Below are 13,225 nucleotides of genomic sequence, written 5' to 3'. Positions count from 1 at the left end.
AAGCTCATCACAGGTCCGTACGGATCGCCCAAAGATCCGGGAACACCGGGCGGTTCAGCGACTTCCTGAGGTAGGCGGCGCCGCCGGTCTGGCCGGTGCCGGGCCGCGCCCCGATCGTGCGTTCCACCATCTTCACGTGCCGGTAGCGCCATTCCTGGAGTCCCTCGTCCAGGTCCACGAACCGCTCGCACAGCTGGACGAGTTGCGGATCCTCCCGGTACAGCCGGATGAGGGCGGCCCGCACGCCCGCGGATGGCTCGGTCGGCGCCGTCACATCCCGTTCCAGGTCCTCCGCGGGGATCGCGTACCCGCGCCCGTGGAGGAAGCGAAGGAAGGCGGCCCACAGCGACGGTTCCCGGTAGCGGGAGTCGAGCCGCCGGCGCGCGTCGCTTCCCGCCGGGTATCGGTCGAAGACGTCCGTCCGCTTGTGGCCGAGAATGAATTCGAGTTCGCGGAACTGGTACGACTGAAGGCCGCTCGCCTCCTCCAGCCGTTGCCGGAAGGCGAGGAAATCCAGCGGACGCATCGTCTCCAGGATGTCCAGCTGGGCGACCTGCACCTTCAGGATCGTGAGGATGCGTTCCATCGTATGCAGGAGCCGCGGCATGTCGTCCGCACCCATCCGGTCGCACGCGAACTCGAGTTCGTGCAGGAGCTGCTTGAACCACAGCTCGTACACCTGATGGATGATGATGAACAGCATCTCATCGTGCTCGGGGCTCCCGCCCTCGCCCGATTGCTCCTCCTGAAGCGACAGCAGCTCGTCGAGGTGCAGGTATCCGGAATAGGTCAGGTATTTTCCGTGCGCCATGAAGCTCCCTCCGGTGGCCCGTCCTCAGTACTCCCGCGTCCTCAGTACCCCCACTCGAATCTCGGCGTGTAGCCGTCCAGCGACGAATACTGCGGCGGCCAGGGGATCGGCGCCCCCGAGGCATAGGCGGCGTGCCGGGTCCAGTATGGGTCCCAGAGGTGTGCGCGGGCGAGACAGCAGAGGTCCGCGCGCCCCGCCGCGAGGATCGTGTTCACGTCCATGAAGGACGAGATGTTGCCCACGGCCATGGTCGCGATCCCCGCCTCGTGCCGGATGCGGTCCGAGAAGGGGGTCTGGTACTGGCGGCCGTAGACCGGCTCCTGCCAGGGGACGGTCTGCCCCGCCGAGACATCGATGATGTCCACCCCCGCCTCCTTCAGGCGGCGCGCGACCTCGACGGCTCCGTCCGCGGTCATCCCGCCGTCCGCCCAGTCCACCGCGGAGATGCGCACGGAGATCGGCTTCTCCGGCGGCCACGCGGATCGCACCGCCGCGAGGACCTCGAGCGGGAAGCGAAGCCGCCTGTCCACGTCTCCCCCGTACTCGTCCTCACGGAGGTTCGTAAGAGGGGAGACGAAGCTGGCCAGCAGGTAGCCGTGCGCGAAGTGGATCTCCAGCAGGTCGAATCCGGCTTCCTCCGACATTTCCGCGGCGCGGCGGAACTCGGCCGTCACCCGATCCATGTCCCGCCGCGTCATCTCGCGCGGCACCGGGCTGTGTTCGAACCAGGGCACGGGGGAAGCGGCCATGATCGGCCAGCCGCCGTCTTCGAGCGGTTCGTTGTCGCCCTCCCAGGACAGATGCGTGGAAGCCTTCCGGCCCGCGTGGCCGAGCTGCATGCCGATCGCCGCGTCGGAATGGCGGTGCACGAAATCGACGATCCGCTTCCAGGCACCTACGTGCGCGGGAGTGTACATTCCCGTGCAGCCCAACGAGATACGGCCCTCCCGGCTCACGTCCGTCATCTCCGACATCACGAGTCCGGCTCCCCCGATGGCCCGGCTGCCGAGGTTCACCAGGTGCCAGTCATCCGGCGTCCCGTCCTCCGCGGAATACTGGCACATGGCCGAGACGACGACCCGGTTCTTCAGTTCAAGCTCCCGGAGCCGGAACGGGGCGAGGAGCGGGGGCGGAGCCGGGCCGCGCCCGACGCTCTCGGCGGCAGATCTTTCGGCCACCGGCGCGGCGTCCTCCCGGCCCCCGCCGCTCCGGCCCGAACCAGCGGTCGACGCGCGCGGTGAACTCCGGGTCGCGCAGCGCGAGGTTGGAGTGGGTGATGCGGAGGCTGCGGGTGATGAGGTTGAAGGCGAACTGCAGGGGCTCCGTCTCCAGGAAACGCTCGGTGCCCTCGAACCATTCGAGGCTCGCCTGGGCCGCCCTCTGCGCGCTCTCGACGTCCGGCCGGCGGGCCGTCTCGTAGGCCTCGAGCGCCGGAGTCACCGCGAGATCGTGGGCGAGAAGCGACTCGTGGAGCGAGATCGCGTCGATCATTGCCAGCCGGGTGCCCGAACCGATGGAAAAGTGGGCCGAGTGCGCGGCGTCGCCGACGAGCACGATGTTGCCGTGGCGCCACGCTCGGTTCCGGACGGTCGGGAAGCCCCGCCAGATCGAGCGGTTCGCGACGAGTCGATGGGAATCCAGTTCCTCGCGGAACGTATCCTCGAGAAAGGCGACGGTCTCCTCTTCGGAGGCGGCGTCCATGCCGGCGGCGCGCCACGTCGCCTCGGTCGCCTCGACGATGAAGGTGGAAACGGCTTCCCCGTCCGCGCCATCGGGCCTGTACTGATACGCGTGCACGCGCCACAGGCCGTGTTCGGTCTCCCGAAAATGGAACGTGAAGGCGGGGAAGGGCTTCGTCGTGCCGAGCCAGACGAACCGGTTCGGACGGAGATCGACGCGGGGGCCGAACGCGGCGGCGTATCGGTCCCGCATGCGGCTGTTCACGCCATCGGCGGCAAGCACGAGATCGGCGCCATCGTACGCCTCCTCCGACTCGACCTCCACGCCGTATTGCAGATCGACGCCGAGTTCGCGCGCCCGCGACTCCAGGATCTCGAGGAGGGTGGTGCGGGCAAGGCCGCTGAACCCGTGTCCGGTCGACGTGAGCCGGTGGCCCCGGTAGTGGATGTCGATGTCGTCCCAGTGGTGGAAGGACCGCACGATCGCCTCGTAGCTCTGGCGGTCCGCGGCGGCGAGTTCCTCCAGGGTGGCGTCGGAGAACACGACGCCGAAGCCGTAGGTGTCGCCGGGGCGGTTGCGTTCGAGGACGGTGACATCGTGCGCCGGATCCGAACCCTTGATCAGGATCGCGAAGTACAGGCCGGCCGGCCCGCCTCCGACGCAGACGATTCTCAGAGGTCGCTCTCGCCGCGCGCGGCGTCGAGCAGATGACGCGCGATGATGAGACGCTGAATCTCGGTGGCGCCCTCGTAGATGCGGAGGGCTCTCACGGAGCGGTAGAGGCGGTCGACCGGGTGGTCCGCCAGCACGCCGCGTCCGCCGAGGATCTGCACGGCGTCGTCCACCACCCCCTGCGCGATTTCGGTCGCGAAGGACTTTGCCATGGCGGCTTCGAGGTCGGTGCGATCCGCGCCGCCGTCGCGCTCCCAGGCCGCTCGATACACGAGGAGCCGGGCGGCGGTCAGGTCGGTCCCCATGCGCCCCACCTTCTCCTGCGTGATCTGGAAATCGGCGAGCGCCCGTCCGAACTGCCGGCGCGAGAGGGCGTGGTGGAGCGCTTCGTGCAGCGCGCGCCCGGCCATCCCGCACGCCGCGGCTCCGACGGTGGGGCGCAGGCGGTCGAGCGTCGCGAGCCCGAGCTTGTACCCTTCGCCCTCGCCTCCGACGCGGGCCTCGGCCGGAAGCCGGCAGTCCTCGAGCGCGATCTCGCCCAGCGGGTGGGGGTCGGCCATCACAAGCGGCCGCACGAAGCGGAACCCCTTCGTGTCCGCCGGGAGGAGGAAGGCGGAGATCCCCGCCACGCCCTCGCCCGGGTCGGTGACGGCGAACAGGAGATAGAAATCCGCGATCCCCGCGTTCGAGATGAAGGTCTTAATGCCGTTGAGGACGTACTCGTTCCCGTCCCGAACGGCGGTCGTGCGCATGGCGGCCACGTCGGACCCCGCCTCCGGCTCGCTCATCGCGAAGGCCGCCACGGCTCGCCCCCGGATGGCCCGGTCGAGCCACAGCCGCCGCTGCCTCTCGTCGCCGGCCAGCGCGATCGGGGTCGAGCCGAGCGCCTGGAGGGCGAACATCGCGTCCGCGAGCGGCGAGTAGAAGGCCAGCGTCTCGCGCGTCACGGAACAGGCCCGGAAGTCCTGCCGGGCGACGGCCTTCAGCCAGCCGCCCCGCCCCAGGGATGCGCAGATCTCCCGCGCGTAGCGGCGGGCGAGATCATCATCGTCGCGATGCGCGTGTTCGGCGAACTCCGACGCCGCGTAGCGCCCGAGCCCCTCCCCGAGTTCGAGGTGCCGCGGTTCGAGAAAGGCGCGGACGGGGTGGAGGTCGATCACGAGAACACCGCGGCCCGCTTCTCGACGAAGGCGCGGAAGCCCTCGCGGAAGTTCGGATCCTCCATGCAGGCGGCCTGCAGCCGGGCCTCCTCGGCGAGCGCGTCGCGCAACGTCATGTGTGCCTCCGTCTCCAGGGCGCGCTTGGTGACGGACAGCGCGGCGGTGGGTCCCGCCGCCAGCCGCGCTGCCCACTCCATCCCCGCGGCGAGCGCCTCGCCATCGGGGACGACCCGATTGTACAGTCCGACACGGAGCGCCTCCCGTGCATCGAGGAAATCGCCCGTCATCAGAAGCTCCGTCGCTCGCCCGAGACCGATGATTCGCGGCAGGAGCCAGGCGATCCCCATGTCGGCGCCGGAGAGCCCGACCCGCGTGAACAGGTAGGCGATCTTCGCGGATTCCGCCGCGATCCGCACATCGCAGGCCGTCGCGATCACGGCCCCGGCCCCCGCCACGGTACCGTTCAGGGCGCCGACGACGGGCCGACCGCACTCCCTCATGGCCGCGATCAGGTCGCACGTCATCCGCGTGAATTCGAGCAATTCCGCGGCGTCCATCTCGAGGAGCGGCCCGATGATGTCGCGCACATCTCCGCCCGTGCAGAAGGCGGCGCCGGCTCCCGTGATCACGACCGCGCGGACCCCCGGTTCCCGGTCGAGCGCGCGGAACGTGTTTCGGAGTTCGTCGTAGACCTCGAAGGTCAGCGCGTTGCGCCGGTCCGGGCGGTTCAGCGTGATCGTCGCGACGGACGTCGCGGCGTCGACCTCGTACAGGAACGAACTCGGATTCAGAGACACGGCGCGCTTCCTTCCACGGGGCGATGCGGGGTCACGGCAGGACGGCGGTCGCTTCGATCTCGACCTGCGCGCCGGAATCGACGAGCCCGCTGACCTCGACGAGCGCCATCGCGGGATAGTGGCGGCCCAGTCGGGCGCGCCACGCGGCCCCAAGCTCGGAACGGGCGTCCCGGTAGGCGGCGAGATCCGTCACGTAGATGGTCATCCGTCCGATGTGCGAGGGCTCTCCGCCCGCCGCCCGCACGACCGCCAGCACGCGGTCGAGCGCGAGCGCGAACTGCGCGGCGAAGTCCGAAGTCTCGACGTGTCCGCCGGATCCGCTCGCGGTCTGCCCGGCGACGAACAGGACGCGCCCGCCGGGGGGCGCGAGGAGTCCGTGGTTCCAGCCCCGCGGCTCGCCCAGCGCGGCCGGGTTCAGCACCTCGAACGCGTCGGTCACTGGAGAGCCGCCGTGGCGCCGCCGTCCAGGACGACGGTCTGGCCGTTGATGCTCCGCGCTTCGTCTTCGCACAGGAACGCAATGGATGCCGCGACCTCCTCGGGGGCGATGAGCCGCCGCTGCGGCGTCGTCGCGAGAATCGCCTCGACGGCGTCGGTCTCCGCCATGTCCGTTCGCTTCACGATGTTCCTGATCGTGGCGTCCGTCATCGGCGTGTCGACGTAGCCGGGACAAACCGCGTTCACCGTGACCCCGGCGCCCGCCACTTCGGCCGCGGCGGAACGCGTGAGTCCGAGCAGGGCGTGCTTCGACGCGGCGTAGGCGGCGATGTAGCGTGCGCCGCGCAGCGCGGCGACCGAGGCCACGTTCACGATCCGGCCCCAGCCGCGTTCCGCCATGCCGGGCATCACGCCCTGCATCGCGAGGAGCGCGCCCGTCGCGTTGATGCGCCACAGCCGGTCCCACTCTTCGAGGGCGAGTTTCACGACGGCCGCGGAACTGGCCACGCCGGCGTTGTTCACGAGGATGTCCACGGCGCCGAGCCGCTGCCCGGCCTCGCGGCACAGGGCCTCCACGTTCCCCGGGTCCGACACGTCGCACGTCATCGCCCAGGCCTCGCCGCCACCGTCCCGCAACTCGGCCGCGACGGCCTCGATCTCCGGCGTGGTCCGCGCCGCCAGGACCAGCCGGACGCCTCGATCCGCCAGCGCCCGTGCCGTCGCGGCCCCGATGCCGCGCCCCGCACCCGTGACGAGCGCGCCACGTCCGGCAAGACTCACGACTCTTCCTCCGCTCTCAGGGCTTCCCTCACCGCCTCGGCGAGGATGTCGCCGAGCGTCTCAATGGTAGCACGTCCCTCTTCCGCCGTCGCCTGCGACGGGAAGCCGAAATAGGCCCGCGTCCCCCCCGCTTCCACGAAGTCTCCCAGCCCGTCCCGGATCGCGGCGGCGAGCGAGACGGGATTGTCCTCCAGTTCGCGCATGATCTCCTCGCGCACGCGCCCGGGATCGCGGGCGAGGAGGATCGAGCCCTCGTACCGCCCGGCGTGGCAGGCCCCGCTTCGGAACTCCTCGGTGAGCCGGCGTCCCCACGGCCGCCGCGTCACATCGGGAAACACGACGCGAATGGAGTCACCTTCGCCGACCGCCTCAGCGGCGGCCTGAAGCGCCTCGAGGTTGGCGGGGTCGAAGTGGGCGTTCGCGATCGCCAGGGTCGCGATCCCGGCCCGGCGCAGGCTGGTGGCGATGTCGACGAGGAGGGCGGTGAGGGTCGCGGCCCCGATATCGATCGTGCCGGGAAACCTCGCGGAGAAGGCGGCGGGCGTGTACCGGAGGCCGTCGAGGAGCACGACCTCCAGACCCGCAGCCGAGAGTCGTCGCGCGCCGGCTTCCGCCATCGCTTCCGCGATGGTGACGTCGGTGTCGAGAGGCAGGTGGGGGCCGTGCGCTTCGGTCGCGCCCACGGGGAGGATCGCGACCGTTCGATCGAGGTCGAGGGCCCCGACTTCCTCCCAGGTGAGGTCCGAAAGCCTGTGCAGAGTCATGGAGTCTCGCTACGCCGTGCCGGGGAAAGGCGCAAGTCCGGGCGGTCCGGGTCGGTTGTAGACCCGCCGGGTCGCGCATACCGTGCGACACCCGAACCCGTGCGTGACCCCCGCCGACGGAGCCCGATGCGAGACGCCGCGCCGCAGCCGATCTTCGATCCGCCCGAGCGTTTCAACATCGCGGAGTACTTCCTGGGCGACCGCATCCGGGAAGGGCGGGGCGGCCGCCGCGCGCTCCTCACGGACAGCGGCGAGGTGACCTACGCGGAGGTCGACGCGCTGGCGAACCGCTACGGCCACCTCCTGCGCAGCGCGGGCGTGCGACCGGAGGAGCGGGTCCTCATCGCGCTCCCGGACGGACCGGACTTCGTCGGCGCCCTCTTCGGCACGCTGCGGATCGGCGCCGTGGGCGTCATGCTGAACCCCTGGCTCCGGCGCGACGAGATCTCGTACTTCTTTCGCTACACGCGCGGCGCCGTCCTCCTCGTGGATTCGGACCGTGCGCCCTTCTTCCGCGAGGGGATCTCCGGGGCGCCGGCATCCGCGGCGGCTCATGAAGCCGGCATCCCCTGGGACGAGGCACCCTCCGCTCCGCGCGAGACCTTCGTCGTGGACGAGCCGGCCTTCGCGGAACGGCTTCGCGCCCAGCCCGCGGCGCTGGAACCCTGCCCGACCCACCGGGACGATGCCGCCCTCTGGCTGTTCAGCGGCGGGACGACCGGCCGCCCGAAAGGCGTCGTGCAGACGCACGCCTCGTTCGCGAACACGACGGAGTGTTACGGCAAGCGGGTGCTGGGCCTCACGGAAGACGACATCACGCTCTCCGTCCCCAAGCTGTTCTTCGGATACGCCACCGGATCCAACCTCTTCTTCCCCTTCTCGGTCGGCGCGACCGCGGCCCTCTTCCCGGAGCGCTGCAGTCCGGATGTCCTGTTCGAGAGGATCGCACGATTCCGCCCCACGGTGCTCGTCAACGTCCCCACCATGATCCGGCACATGGTCGCGCATCCGGACGCCGCCGCGAGCGATCTGTCGAGCCTTCGTCTCGCGACCTCGGCGGGAGAGGCACTGCCGCCCGAACTTCACCGGCGCTGGCGCGACCGCTGGGGGGTGACGCTCCTGGACGGCCTGGGGACGGCGGAGATGTGGCACATCTTCCTCAGCAACCGTCCCGACGAGGTACATCCGGGAACGCTGGGGCGGGTGGTTCCCGGTTTCGAGGTGCGGGTCTGCGACGACGAGGGCCGAGAGCTTCCGGATGGCGAAGTGGGTTGGCTATGGGTCCGCGGGGGCTCGCGGGCGCTGGGGTACTGGCAGCGGGCCGGGGCGACGGCCGAGGCCTTCCGGGGCGAATGGTACGTGTCCGGCGACATGATCGTGCGCGATGAACGCGGGGTGTTCCGCTACTGCGGCCGCGGCGACGACATGCTCAAGGTCAGGGGGAAATGGCTCTCCCCCGGCGAGGTCGAGGACTGTCTGCTTCAACACGCCGCCGTCGCGGAGGCGGCCGTCGTCGGGGTGCCGACTCCGGAGGGCCTCATGGAACCGGTCGCGTGGGTCGTCCCGACGAAATCGGCCGCCGCGGGCGCCGGCGAGCTAGCGCCGGAACTCAGGGAGTTCGTCGCTTCGCGGCTGCCCTCGTACAAGACGCCGGCCGCCGTTCACGTCGCGGCGGATCTGCCGAGGACGCACCTGGGCAAGGTCGACCGCGCCGCGCTCCGCGACCGGTCCCGGAGCTAGCCTGCAAGACCTGGCGGACCGCTACTCGCCGTCGAGGTGCGCCATGACGAGTCCGCTCCGGATCTTGGGCTCGAACCAGGTCGACTTGGGGGGCATCATTCGCCGCTGCCGGCACACCTCGATGAACTGACGCATCGTCACCGCGGGCAGGGTGACGGCAAGGTCGGCCCGACCCCCGTCCACCTCGGCCGCGAGCCATGCCGCATCCTTGTTCGCGCCCACGAACGTGAGCCGTTCGTCCGTCGCGTCGGCCAGGCCGAGATCGGCGAAGAGCGTCCGCTGCACGATGTCGTGGTCGATGGAGGCGGCGGCATCGGCGGCGTCAACCACGCCGCTCCGGGGCGTCCCGCGCCGCCAGCCGCGCCCCGCCGCATAGACGCCGATCACGTGGGTCTCGCGAGGCTGAAGAGGTTCGTCGCCCGCGGGCGAGACCTCGAAGGAGCGCTCCAGCGCCGCGTCGACGGCGGCCGCATCGCGCTCGCGAGGGAGGCGGACCAGCCGGTTGTAGGGGGAAATCCCCATCCGGTCCGCCGGAAAGAACACCGCGAGGAAAGACTCGTACCCCAGCATGGCGGCGGCCGCGCTCCGGTGGTTGCCGTCGGCCACGTACGCCTCGGGCTCCGCGGCGAGCAGTCGCTGGAGGCGCGCAATGGCCCCCGGTTCCGCGACGAGCCAGATGCGATGGGTCGTGTCTCCCGAGCCCCCGGTCTCGAAGTCGGGCGCGGTTCCGTCGGCGTGGCGCTCGAGCGCCGCCGCGAACGCCCCGGACTCGTCCGGCACCGCGTTGTTCACGGTCCCGATGATGGCGCCCGTGGCTTCGATGAGTCGGGCGCGTCCCCTCGCCTTGGGCGGGCGGACCCCTTCGTTGCGGATGATCGGCCCGTCCGGCGTGTCTTCCGTCCGGATCTCGTTCGTGCGGGCCAACCCGCCCAGGCCGATCTGCCGCACCCCGGGACGCCGGGGGTCCACGATCTCGTAGAGGTACAGGATCCGCTTCGCCTCGCGGGTGAAACGCGAGGCGCTCAGCCGCTGGAAGTTGCGGTGCGCGAGCTCCAGCGACGCCTCCGAATCGCCCGGCGGAATCGCGGTCGGGCTGTCGACCGCGCAGTGCGCCATCGTGACGCTGAGGACGGAGTCGGGTGCGCGCCGGATGGCCTCCCAGATCTCCGCATCCCCCTGGAATTCGTCGTAGTTCCGAGCCGAGACGCGGCGGGCGGCCTCGGAGTCGACGGGTACGAGCGCGCGCGGGACGGGACGTATCGTAAGCATGACGTGATGGCGTGGGGGGTTCGGGTTTGGCGTGAGAGTCGGTTCGGCGACAACCCTGCCGAGCCGGACCACGCGGCGCAACGCCTGGCGCGCGGCGCGCGCGCCCGCGCGGGGTTGCCGGTTTCCCCTCGCGACGGTTTCATAAGGGGCGACGGAGCAGGTACGTCGAGGTTGGAGGCACGCCGCGGACGGTCCGCGGGCCCCCGGCCGCCACGAAGGTGGGAACAGGATGGGACGCTACAAGGCGCGGGTCCGGGCGCGAGACATCGGGTGGGCGATCTCGGTCGCTGCCCTCTCGGCTGCCGTGACCGGGTGCGAGTTCGACGACAACCCGTACGGCCCCGCATACCGAACCGTCCATCACACCATCGTCGGCGCCTACCGGCCGCTCGAACTTCTCAGGCGCCAGGTGCCGCATCTTCCCGACGACTTCGAGCCCCTCCCCCCCGGTTCCGATGTCCGTCTCGTCTTCGGGTCGATCCAGAACCTGAGTTCGCGGCTCACGTTGACCGGATTCGGGCCGGGCGGTACGACCCTCGACACCCGGCTGTACGGTTCGTGGGAGTACGACGTCGGTGCGCGGAGGATTACGATGAAGATCGACCCCACCGCGACGAGCGACGGCTTCGAGACCGTGCTCCAGGTCACCCTTCTCGACCGCTGGGTCCGCATTCAGGGCGTCGCGGAGATCGGTGGCCGGCTCGTCCCTCTGGATCTCGGCAAGTCGCTCGTTGAAGCCGCCGAAGGCGGCGGCGGAGGCGGGCCGGCGAACCGGGTCTCGGCGCGGTAGGGCGCGGCTCTCCCGTGGCGAAGAAGGCCAAGGCGCGGCCGCAGTCCGCGCGCGGCATCGAACTGACGGCTTTCCGGGTCGCGGAGACCGCCCTCGAGATCGTGACGGGCGACCAGGGTCGCGAGTGGATGGACGAGACGCCCGACCGCTTCGCCTACCGCTGCCTCCCGCTCCTCATCGCGAACCAGGCCGGCTGGGACCTGCTCTGCCCCACGAAGTTCTGGATTCGCTGGGACGGCGGGGTCGCGCTGGACTCCATCCGTTTTCGCTGGGAGGACGAGCCGCACCCCGCCATCGCGAGCCATTTCGGGAGCGGAGTCCTGACTTTCACGCCCGGCTATCTGTTCCGCACCACGAAGGGACACAACCTCTGGGCGCGAGGCTGCCCCAACCTTCCAAAGGACGGCATCGCCCCGCTCGACGGGATCATCGAGACCGACTGGGCTCCGTTCTCGTTCACGATGAACTGGAAGGTCACGCGGCCCAAGCACTGGATCCGCTTCGACGAGGGAGAGCCGATCTGCCGGATCGTCCCCATTCCGCGGCACTATCTCGAGAACGTGCGTCCCCGCACCCGGGAGCTGTGGGACGACAAGCTCATCGCGAACCAGTACACGACGTGGCACGAATCCCGAGCCCAGTTCATCGACGACCTCCACGCCCAGGACGAGGAGGCGGTTCAACAGGGCTGGCAGCGGACCTATATTCGCGGCCAGAACATGCGCGGCATGCGGATGCAGGACCACCAGACGAAGCTCCGGCTGCGCGATTTCCTCTCCGTAAGGAAATAGACGCGTCCCGCCCGGCGCATGGACAACCGCAAATTTCCCACGTATTCTGGGCTCCGGAAAATGCGAACCGGATCAGGTTCGCCGGCATTGTGGTCGGCATGTGCGGCAAGCCCGTACTCTCGGCGACATCCATATCTTCAGGAGCACGGGCATGCGCAGAAGCGGCACAGTCAAGTGGTTCAACGATCAAAAGGGCTTCGGGTTCATCGCGCTCGATGATGGATCCGCCGAAGTCTTCGTTCACCACACGGCGATCCAGGCGGATGGTTTTCGGAGCCTGGCGGAAGGCGAAAAGGTCGAACTCGATGTCGTCGACGGACCGAAAGGCCCCAAAGCCGAGAACGTCGTCAAGCAGGCCTATTGATCCGCCGGTAGATCGCGCATCGCGCAGAGAGACAGGCAGGAAGGGGGCGTCCGGGACGGGATGCCCCCTTTTTTTGGCGGCCCCGCATTTCGTTGGCGGCCTCGCGCGACCCTTCCTCCCTAGCGGTCTCGCGCCTGTTTATTCACCTTGAACGTGTAACCGTCGCGTCACCTCCAGCGCCGGGAGGGAATCATGGAGATCGACCGAAGAAAGTTCCTCGCATCGGTTGGTGCCGGGGCCCTCGCGGTCATGACACCCGAGGACAAGGCGGAGGCCCTGGAGCACTACATGTGCGACCTCCTCGATGGCGAGGATCCGGGTCACGCCCACGACCATCATCACCACCACGGTCCGGTTCCGCGGACCGAAGACCTCGACCCGCGGCTCCTCGACGAGAACGAGTTGCTGGCGGAGGCCGCGGAGGCCGAAGCCGAATTCGGGCACGAAGATCACCACGACGATCACGATGCCGGGCAGGAGGTCAGGCCCCCGCGCGGAACGGGCAACCTGTTCAGGCCCACCGACGAGGTGGTCGAACCCCTCCCCGCGAATCCCACGCTGGAGGATTTCTTCCGCCTGCGGTTCTGGCCCGCCCGGCATGTCCTGCAGAGCGCGACTCACGCGTTGAATGACGGGCAGCCCGAGGAGAACGTCCTCGCGGGCCTGCTCCACGACACGGTGCAGAACCTGATCAAGGTGGATCATGGCTGGTGGGGCGCACAGCTCTACGAACCGTATGTTCCCGAGTACGTGAGTTGGGGCATCCGGTATCACGGCGCGTTGCGCTTCTATCCGGACGAGGAGTACGGGTACGAATACCCGGAGCTGTACAACCGGATCTTCGGCGAGGACTACATCCCGCCGGACTACATCAAGCAGGCGGCGGAGTACGCGAAAGGCCACCCGCTGTATGTTTCGGCCCGCATGATCTGCGTCAACGACACGTATGCCTTCCAGGATGGCATGGAGGTCTCGCTGGACCCGTTCATCGACATCATCGGGCGTCACTTCAAGCAGCCAAAGGAGGGTCTCGGGTACGACAACAGTCCGGTCGCACACATGTGGAGGTCCATCGAGATGCCCTGGGCTCCGCTCTAGAGCATCTCCGGACGTCCCGCGGGCTCCTCGGCTCGGGCCCTCGGGAACGGGAAGTTTCGAGCCGACCTGTT

Annotated in this window: 14 protein-coding genes; 5 read left to right on the top strand and 9 right to left on the bottom strand. The window is 69.4% G+C overall.

The window, feature by feature from the left end; translation table 11 throughout:
* Window positions 1-7 precede the first annotated feature (7 nt).
* The 8 genes from ACOGI9_RS11520 to ACOGI9_RS11485 are packed head-to-tail and all read right to left on the bottom strand — an operon-like array spanning window position 8 to window position 7,102.
* On the bottom strand, window positions 8-811 hold the full coding sequence (locus tag ACOGI9_RS11520; RefSeq protein ID WP_419857263.1) for a tryptophan 2,3-dioxygenase: 804 nt from the start codon (window positions 809-811) through the stop codon (window positions 8-10).
* A 41-nt stretch (window positions 812-852) separates the two neighbouring features.
* On the bottom strand, window positions 853-1,989 hold the full coding sequence (locus ACOGI9_RS11515) for a hypothetical protein (protein ID WP_419857262.1): 1,137 nt from the start codon (window positions 1,987-1,989) through the stop codon (window positions 853-855).
* Window positions 1,904-3,112: an FAD-dependent monooxygenase gene (locus ACOGI9_RS11510; protein WP_419859287.1), complete on the bottom strand. Its 1,209-nt coding sequence runs from the start codon at window positions 3,110-3,112 to the stop codon at window positions 1,904-1,906. Before ACOGI9_RS11510 ends, ACOGI9_RS11515 begins: the two co-directional genes overlap by 86 nt.
* A gap of 50 nt (window positions 3,113-3,162) precedes the next feature.
* Window positions 3,163-4,323 (bottom strand): acyl-CoA dehydrogenase family protein, encoded by a 1,161-nt coding sequence (locus tag ACOGI9_RS11505; protein WP_419857261.1) that lies wholly within the window; start codon window positions 4,321-4,323, stop codon window positions 3,163-3,165.
* Window positions 4,320-5,120 (bottom strand): enoyl-CoA hydratase family protein, encoded by an 801-nt coding sequence (locus ACOGI9_RS11500; protein WP_419857260.1) that lies wholly within the window; start codon window positions 5,118-5,120, stop codon window positions 4,320-4,322. Before ACOGI9_RS11500 ends, ACOGI9_RS11505 begins: the two co-directional genes overlap by 4 nt.
* 31 nt (window positions 5,121-5,151) lie before the next feature.
* The gene (locus tag ACOGI9_RS11495) at window positions 5,152-5,559 is read right to left on the bottom strand and encodes a RidA family protein (RefSeq protein ID WP_419857259.1); all 408 of its coding nucleotides are present in this window, start codon (window positions 5,557-5,559) and stop codon (window positions 5,152-5,154) included.
* Window positions 5,556-6,338: an SDR family NAD(P)-dependent oxidoreductase gene (locus tag ACOGI9_RS11490; protein WP_419857258.1), complete on the bottom strand. Its 783-nt coding sequence runs from the start codon at window positions 6,336-6,338 to the stop codon at window positions 5,556-5,558. Before ACOGI9_RS11490 ends, ACOGI9_RS11495 begins: the two co-directional genes overlap by 4 nt.
* Window positions 6,335-7,102, bottom strand: a complete 768-nt coding sequence (locus ACOGI9_RS11485; RefSeq protein WP_419857257.1) for a creatininase family protein — start codon at window positions 7,100-7,102, stop codon at window positions 6,335-6,337. The genes ACOGI9_RS11490 and ACOGI9_RS11485 overlap by 4 nt, the downstream gene beginning before the upstream one ends.
* Before the next feature lie 126 nt (window positions 7,103-7,228).
* On the opposite strand from ACOGI9_RS11485, the gene ACOGI9_RS11480 reads away from it, so the two are divergent.
* The gene (locus ACOGI9_RS11480) at window positions 7,229-8,842 is read left to right on the top strand and encodes a benzoate-CoA ligase family protein (protein WP_419857256.1); all 1,614 of its coding nucleotides are present in this window, start codon (window positions 7,229-7,231) and stop codon (window positions 8,840-8,842) included.
* A gap of 21 nt (window positions 8,843-8,863) precedes the next feature.
* Here the strand turns inward: ACOGI9_RS11480 and ACOGI9_RS11475 are convergent, their stop codons facing one another.
* Complete coding sequence (locus ACOGI9_RS11475; protein ID WP_419857255.1) at window positions 8,864-10,111, bottom strand: DUF1015 family protein; 1,248 nt, start codon at window positions 10,109-10,111, stop codon at window positions 8,864-8,866.
* A gap of 229 nt (window positions 10,112-10,340) precedes the next feature.
* Between ACOGI9_RS11475 and ACOGI9_RS11470 the strand changes: the two genes are divergently transcribed.
* The 4 genes from ACOGI9_RS11470 to ACOGI9_RS11455 all read left to right on the top strand — a co-directional run bounded on the left by ACOGI9_RS11470 (window position 10,341) and on the right by ACOGI9_RS11455 (window position 13,154).
* On the top strand, window positions 10,341-10,901 hold the full coding sequence (locus ACOGI9_RS11470; RefSeq protein ID WP_419857254.1) for a hypothetical protein: 561 nt from the start codon (window positions 10,341-10,343) through the stop codon (window positions 10,899-10,901).
* 14 nt (window positions 10,902-10,915) lie between these two features.
* Window positions 10,916-11,692: a DUF6065 family protein gene (locus ACOGI9_RS11465; protein WP_419857253.1), complete on the top strand. Its 777-nt coding sequence runs from the start codon at window positions 10,916-10,918 to the stop codon at window positions 11,690-11,692.
* A gap of 151 nt (window positions 11,693-11,843) precedes the next feature.
* Window positions 11,844-12,056: a cold shock domain-containing protein gene (locus ACOGI9_RS11460; RefSeq protein WP_310757763.1), complete on the top strand. Its 213-nt coding sequence runs from the start codon at window positions 11,844-11,846 to the stop codon at window positions 12,054-12,056.
* 192 nt (window positions 12,057-12,248) lie between these two features.
* Window positions 12,249-13,154 (top strand): hypothetical protein, encoded by a 906-nt coding sequence (locus tag ACOGI9_RS11455; protein WP_419857252.1) that lies wholly within the window; start codon window positions 12,249-12,251, stop codon window positions 13,152-13,154.
* The last annotated feature ends 71 nt before the right edge of the window (window positions 13,155-13,225 follow it).

It is taken from the genome of Candidatus Palauibacter irciniicola (genome assembly GCF_965208695.1).
Taxonomy (GTDB): domain Bacteria; phylum Gemmatimonadota; class Gemmatimonadetes; order Palauibacterales; family Palauibacteraceae; genus Palauibacter; species Palauibacter irciniicola.
This window is presented reverse-complemented; position numbering and strand designations above follow the sequence as displayed.

Coding starts and splice junctions, on each gene's coding strand:
- ACOGI9_RS11520 (WP_419857263.1), bottom strand. CDS start 811: ATGGCGCACGGAAAATACCTGACCTATTCCGGATACCTGCACCTCGAC.
- ACOGI9_RS11475 (WP_419857255.1), bottom strand. CDS start 10,111: ATGCTTACGATACGTCCCGTCCCGCGCGCGCTCGTACCCGTCGACTCC.
- ACOGI9_RS11480 (WP_419857256.1), top strand. CDS start 7,229: ATGCGAGACGCCGCGCCGCAGCCGATCTTCGATCCGCCCGAGCGTTTC.
- ACOGI9_RS11460 (WP_310757763.1), top strand. CDS start 11,844: ATGCGCAGAAGCGGCACAGTCAAGTGGTTCAACGATCAAAAGGGCTTC.
- ACOGI9_RS11455 (WP_419857252.1), top strand. CDS start 12,249: ATGGAGATCGACCGAAGAAAGTTCCTCGCATCGGTTGGTGCCGGGGCC.
- ACOGI9_RS11470 (WP_419857254.1), top strand. CDS start 10,341: ATGGGACGCTACAAGGCGCGGGTCCGGGCGCGAGACATCGGGTGGGCG.
- ACOGI9_RS11485 (WP_419857257.1), bottom strand. CDS start 7,102: ATGACTCTGCACAGGCTTTCGGACCTCACCTGGGAGGAAGTCGGGGCC.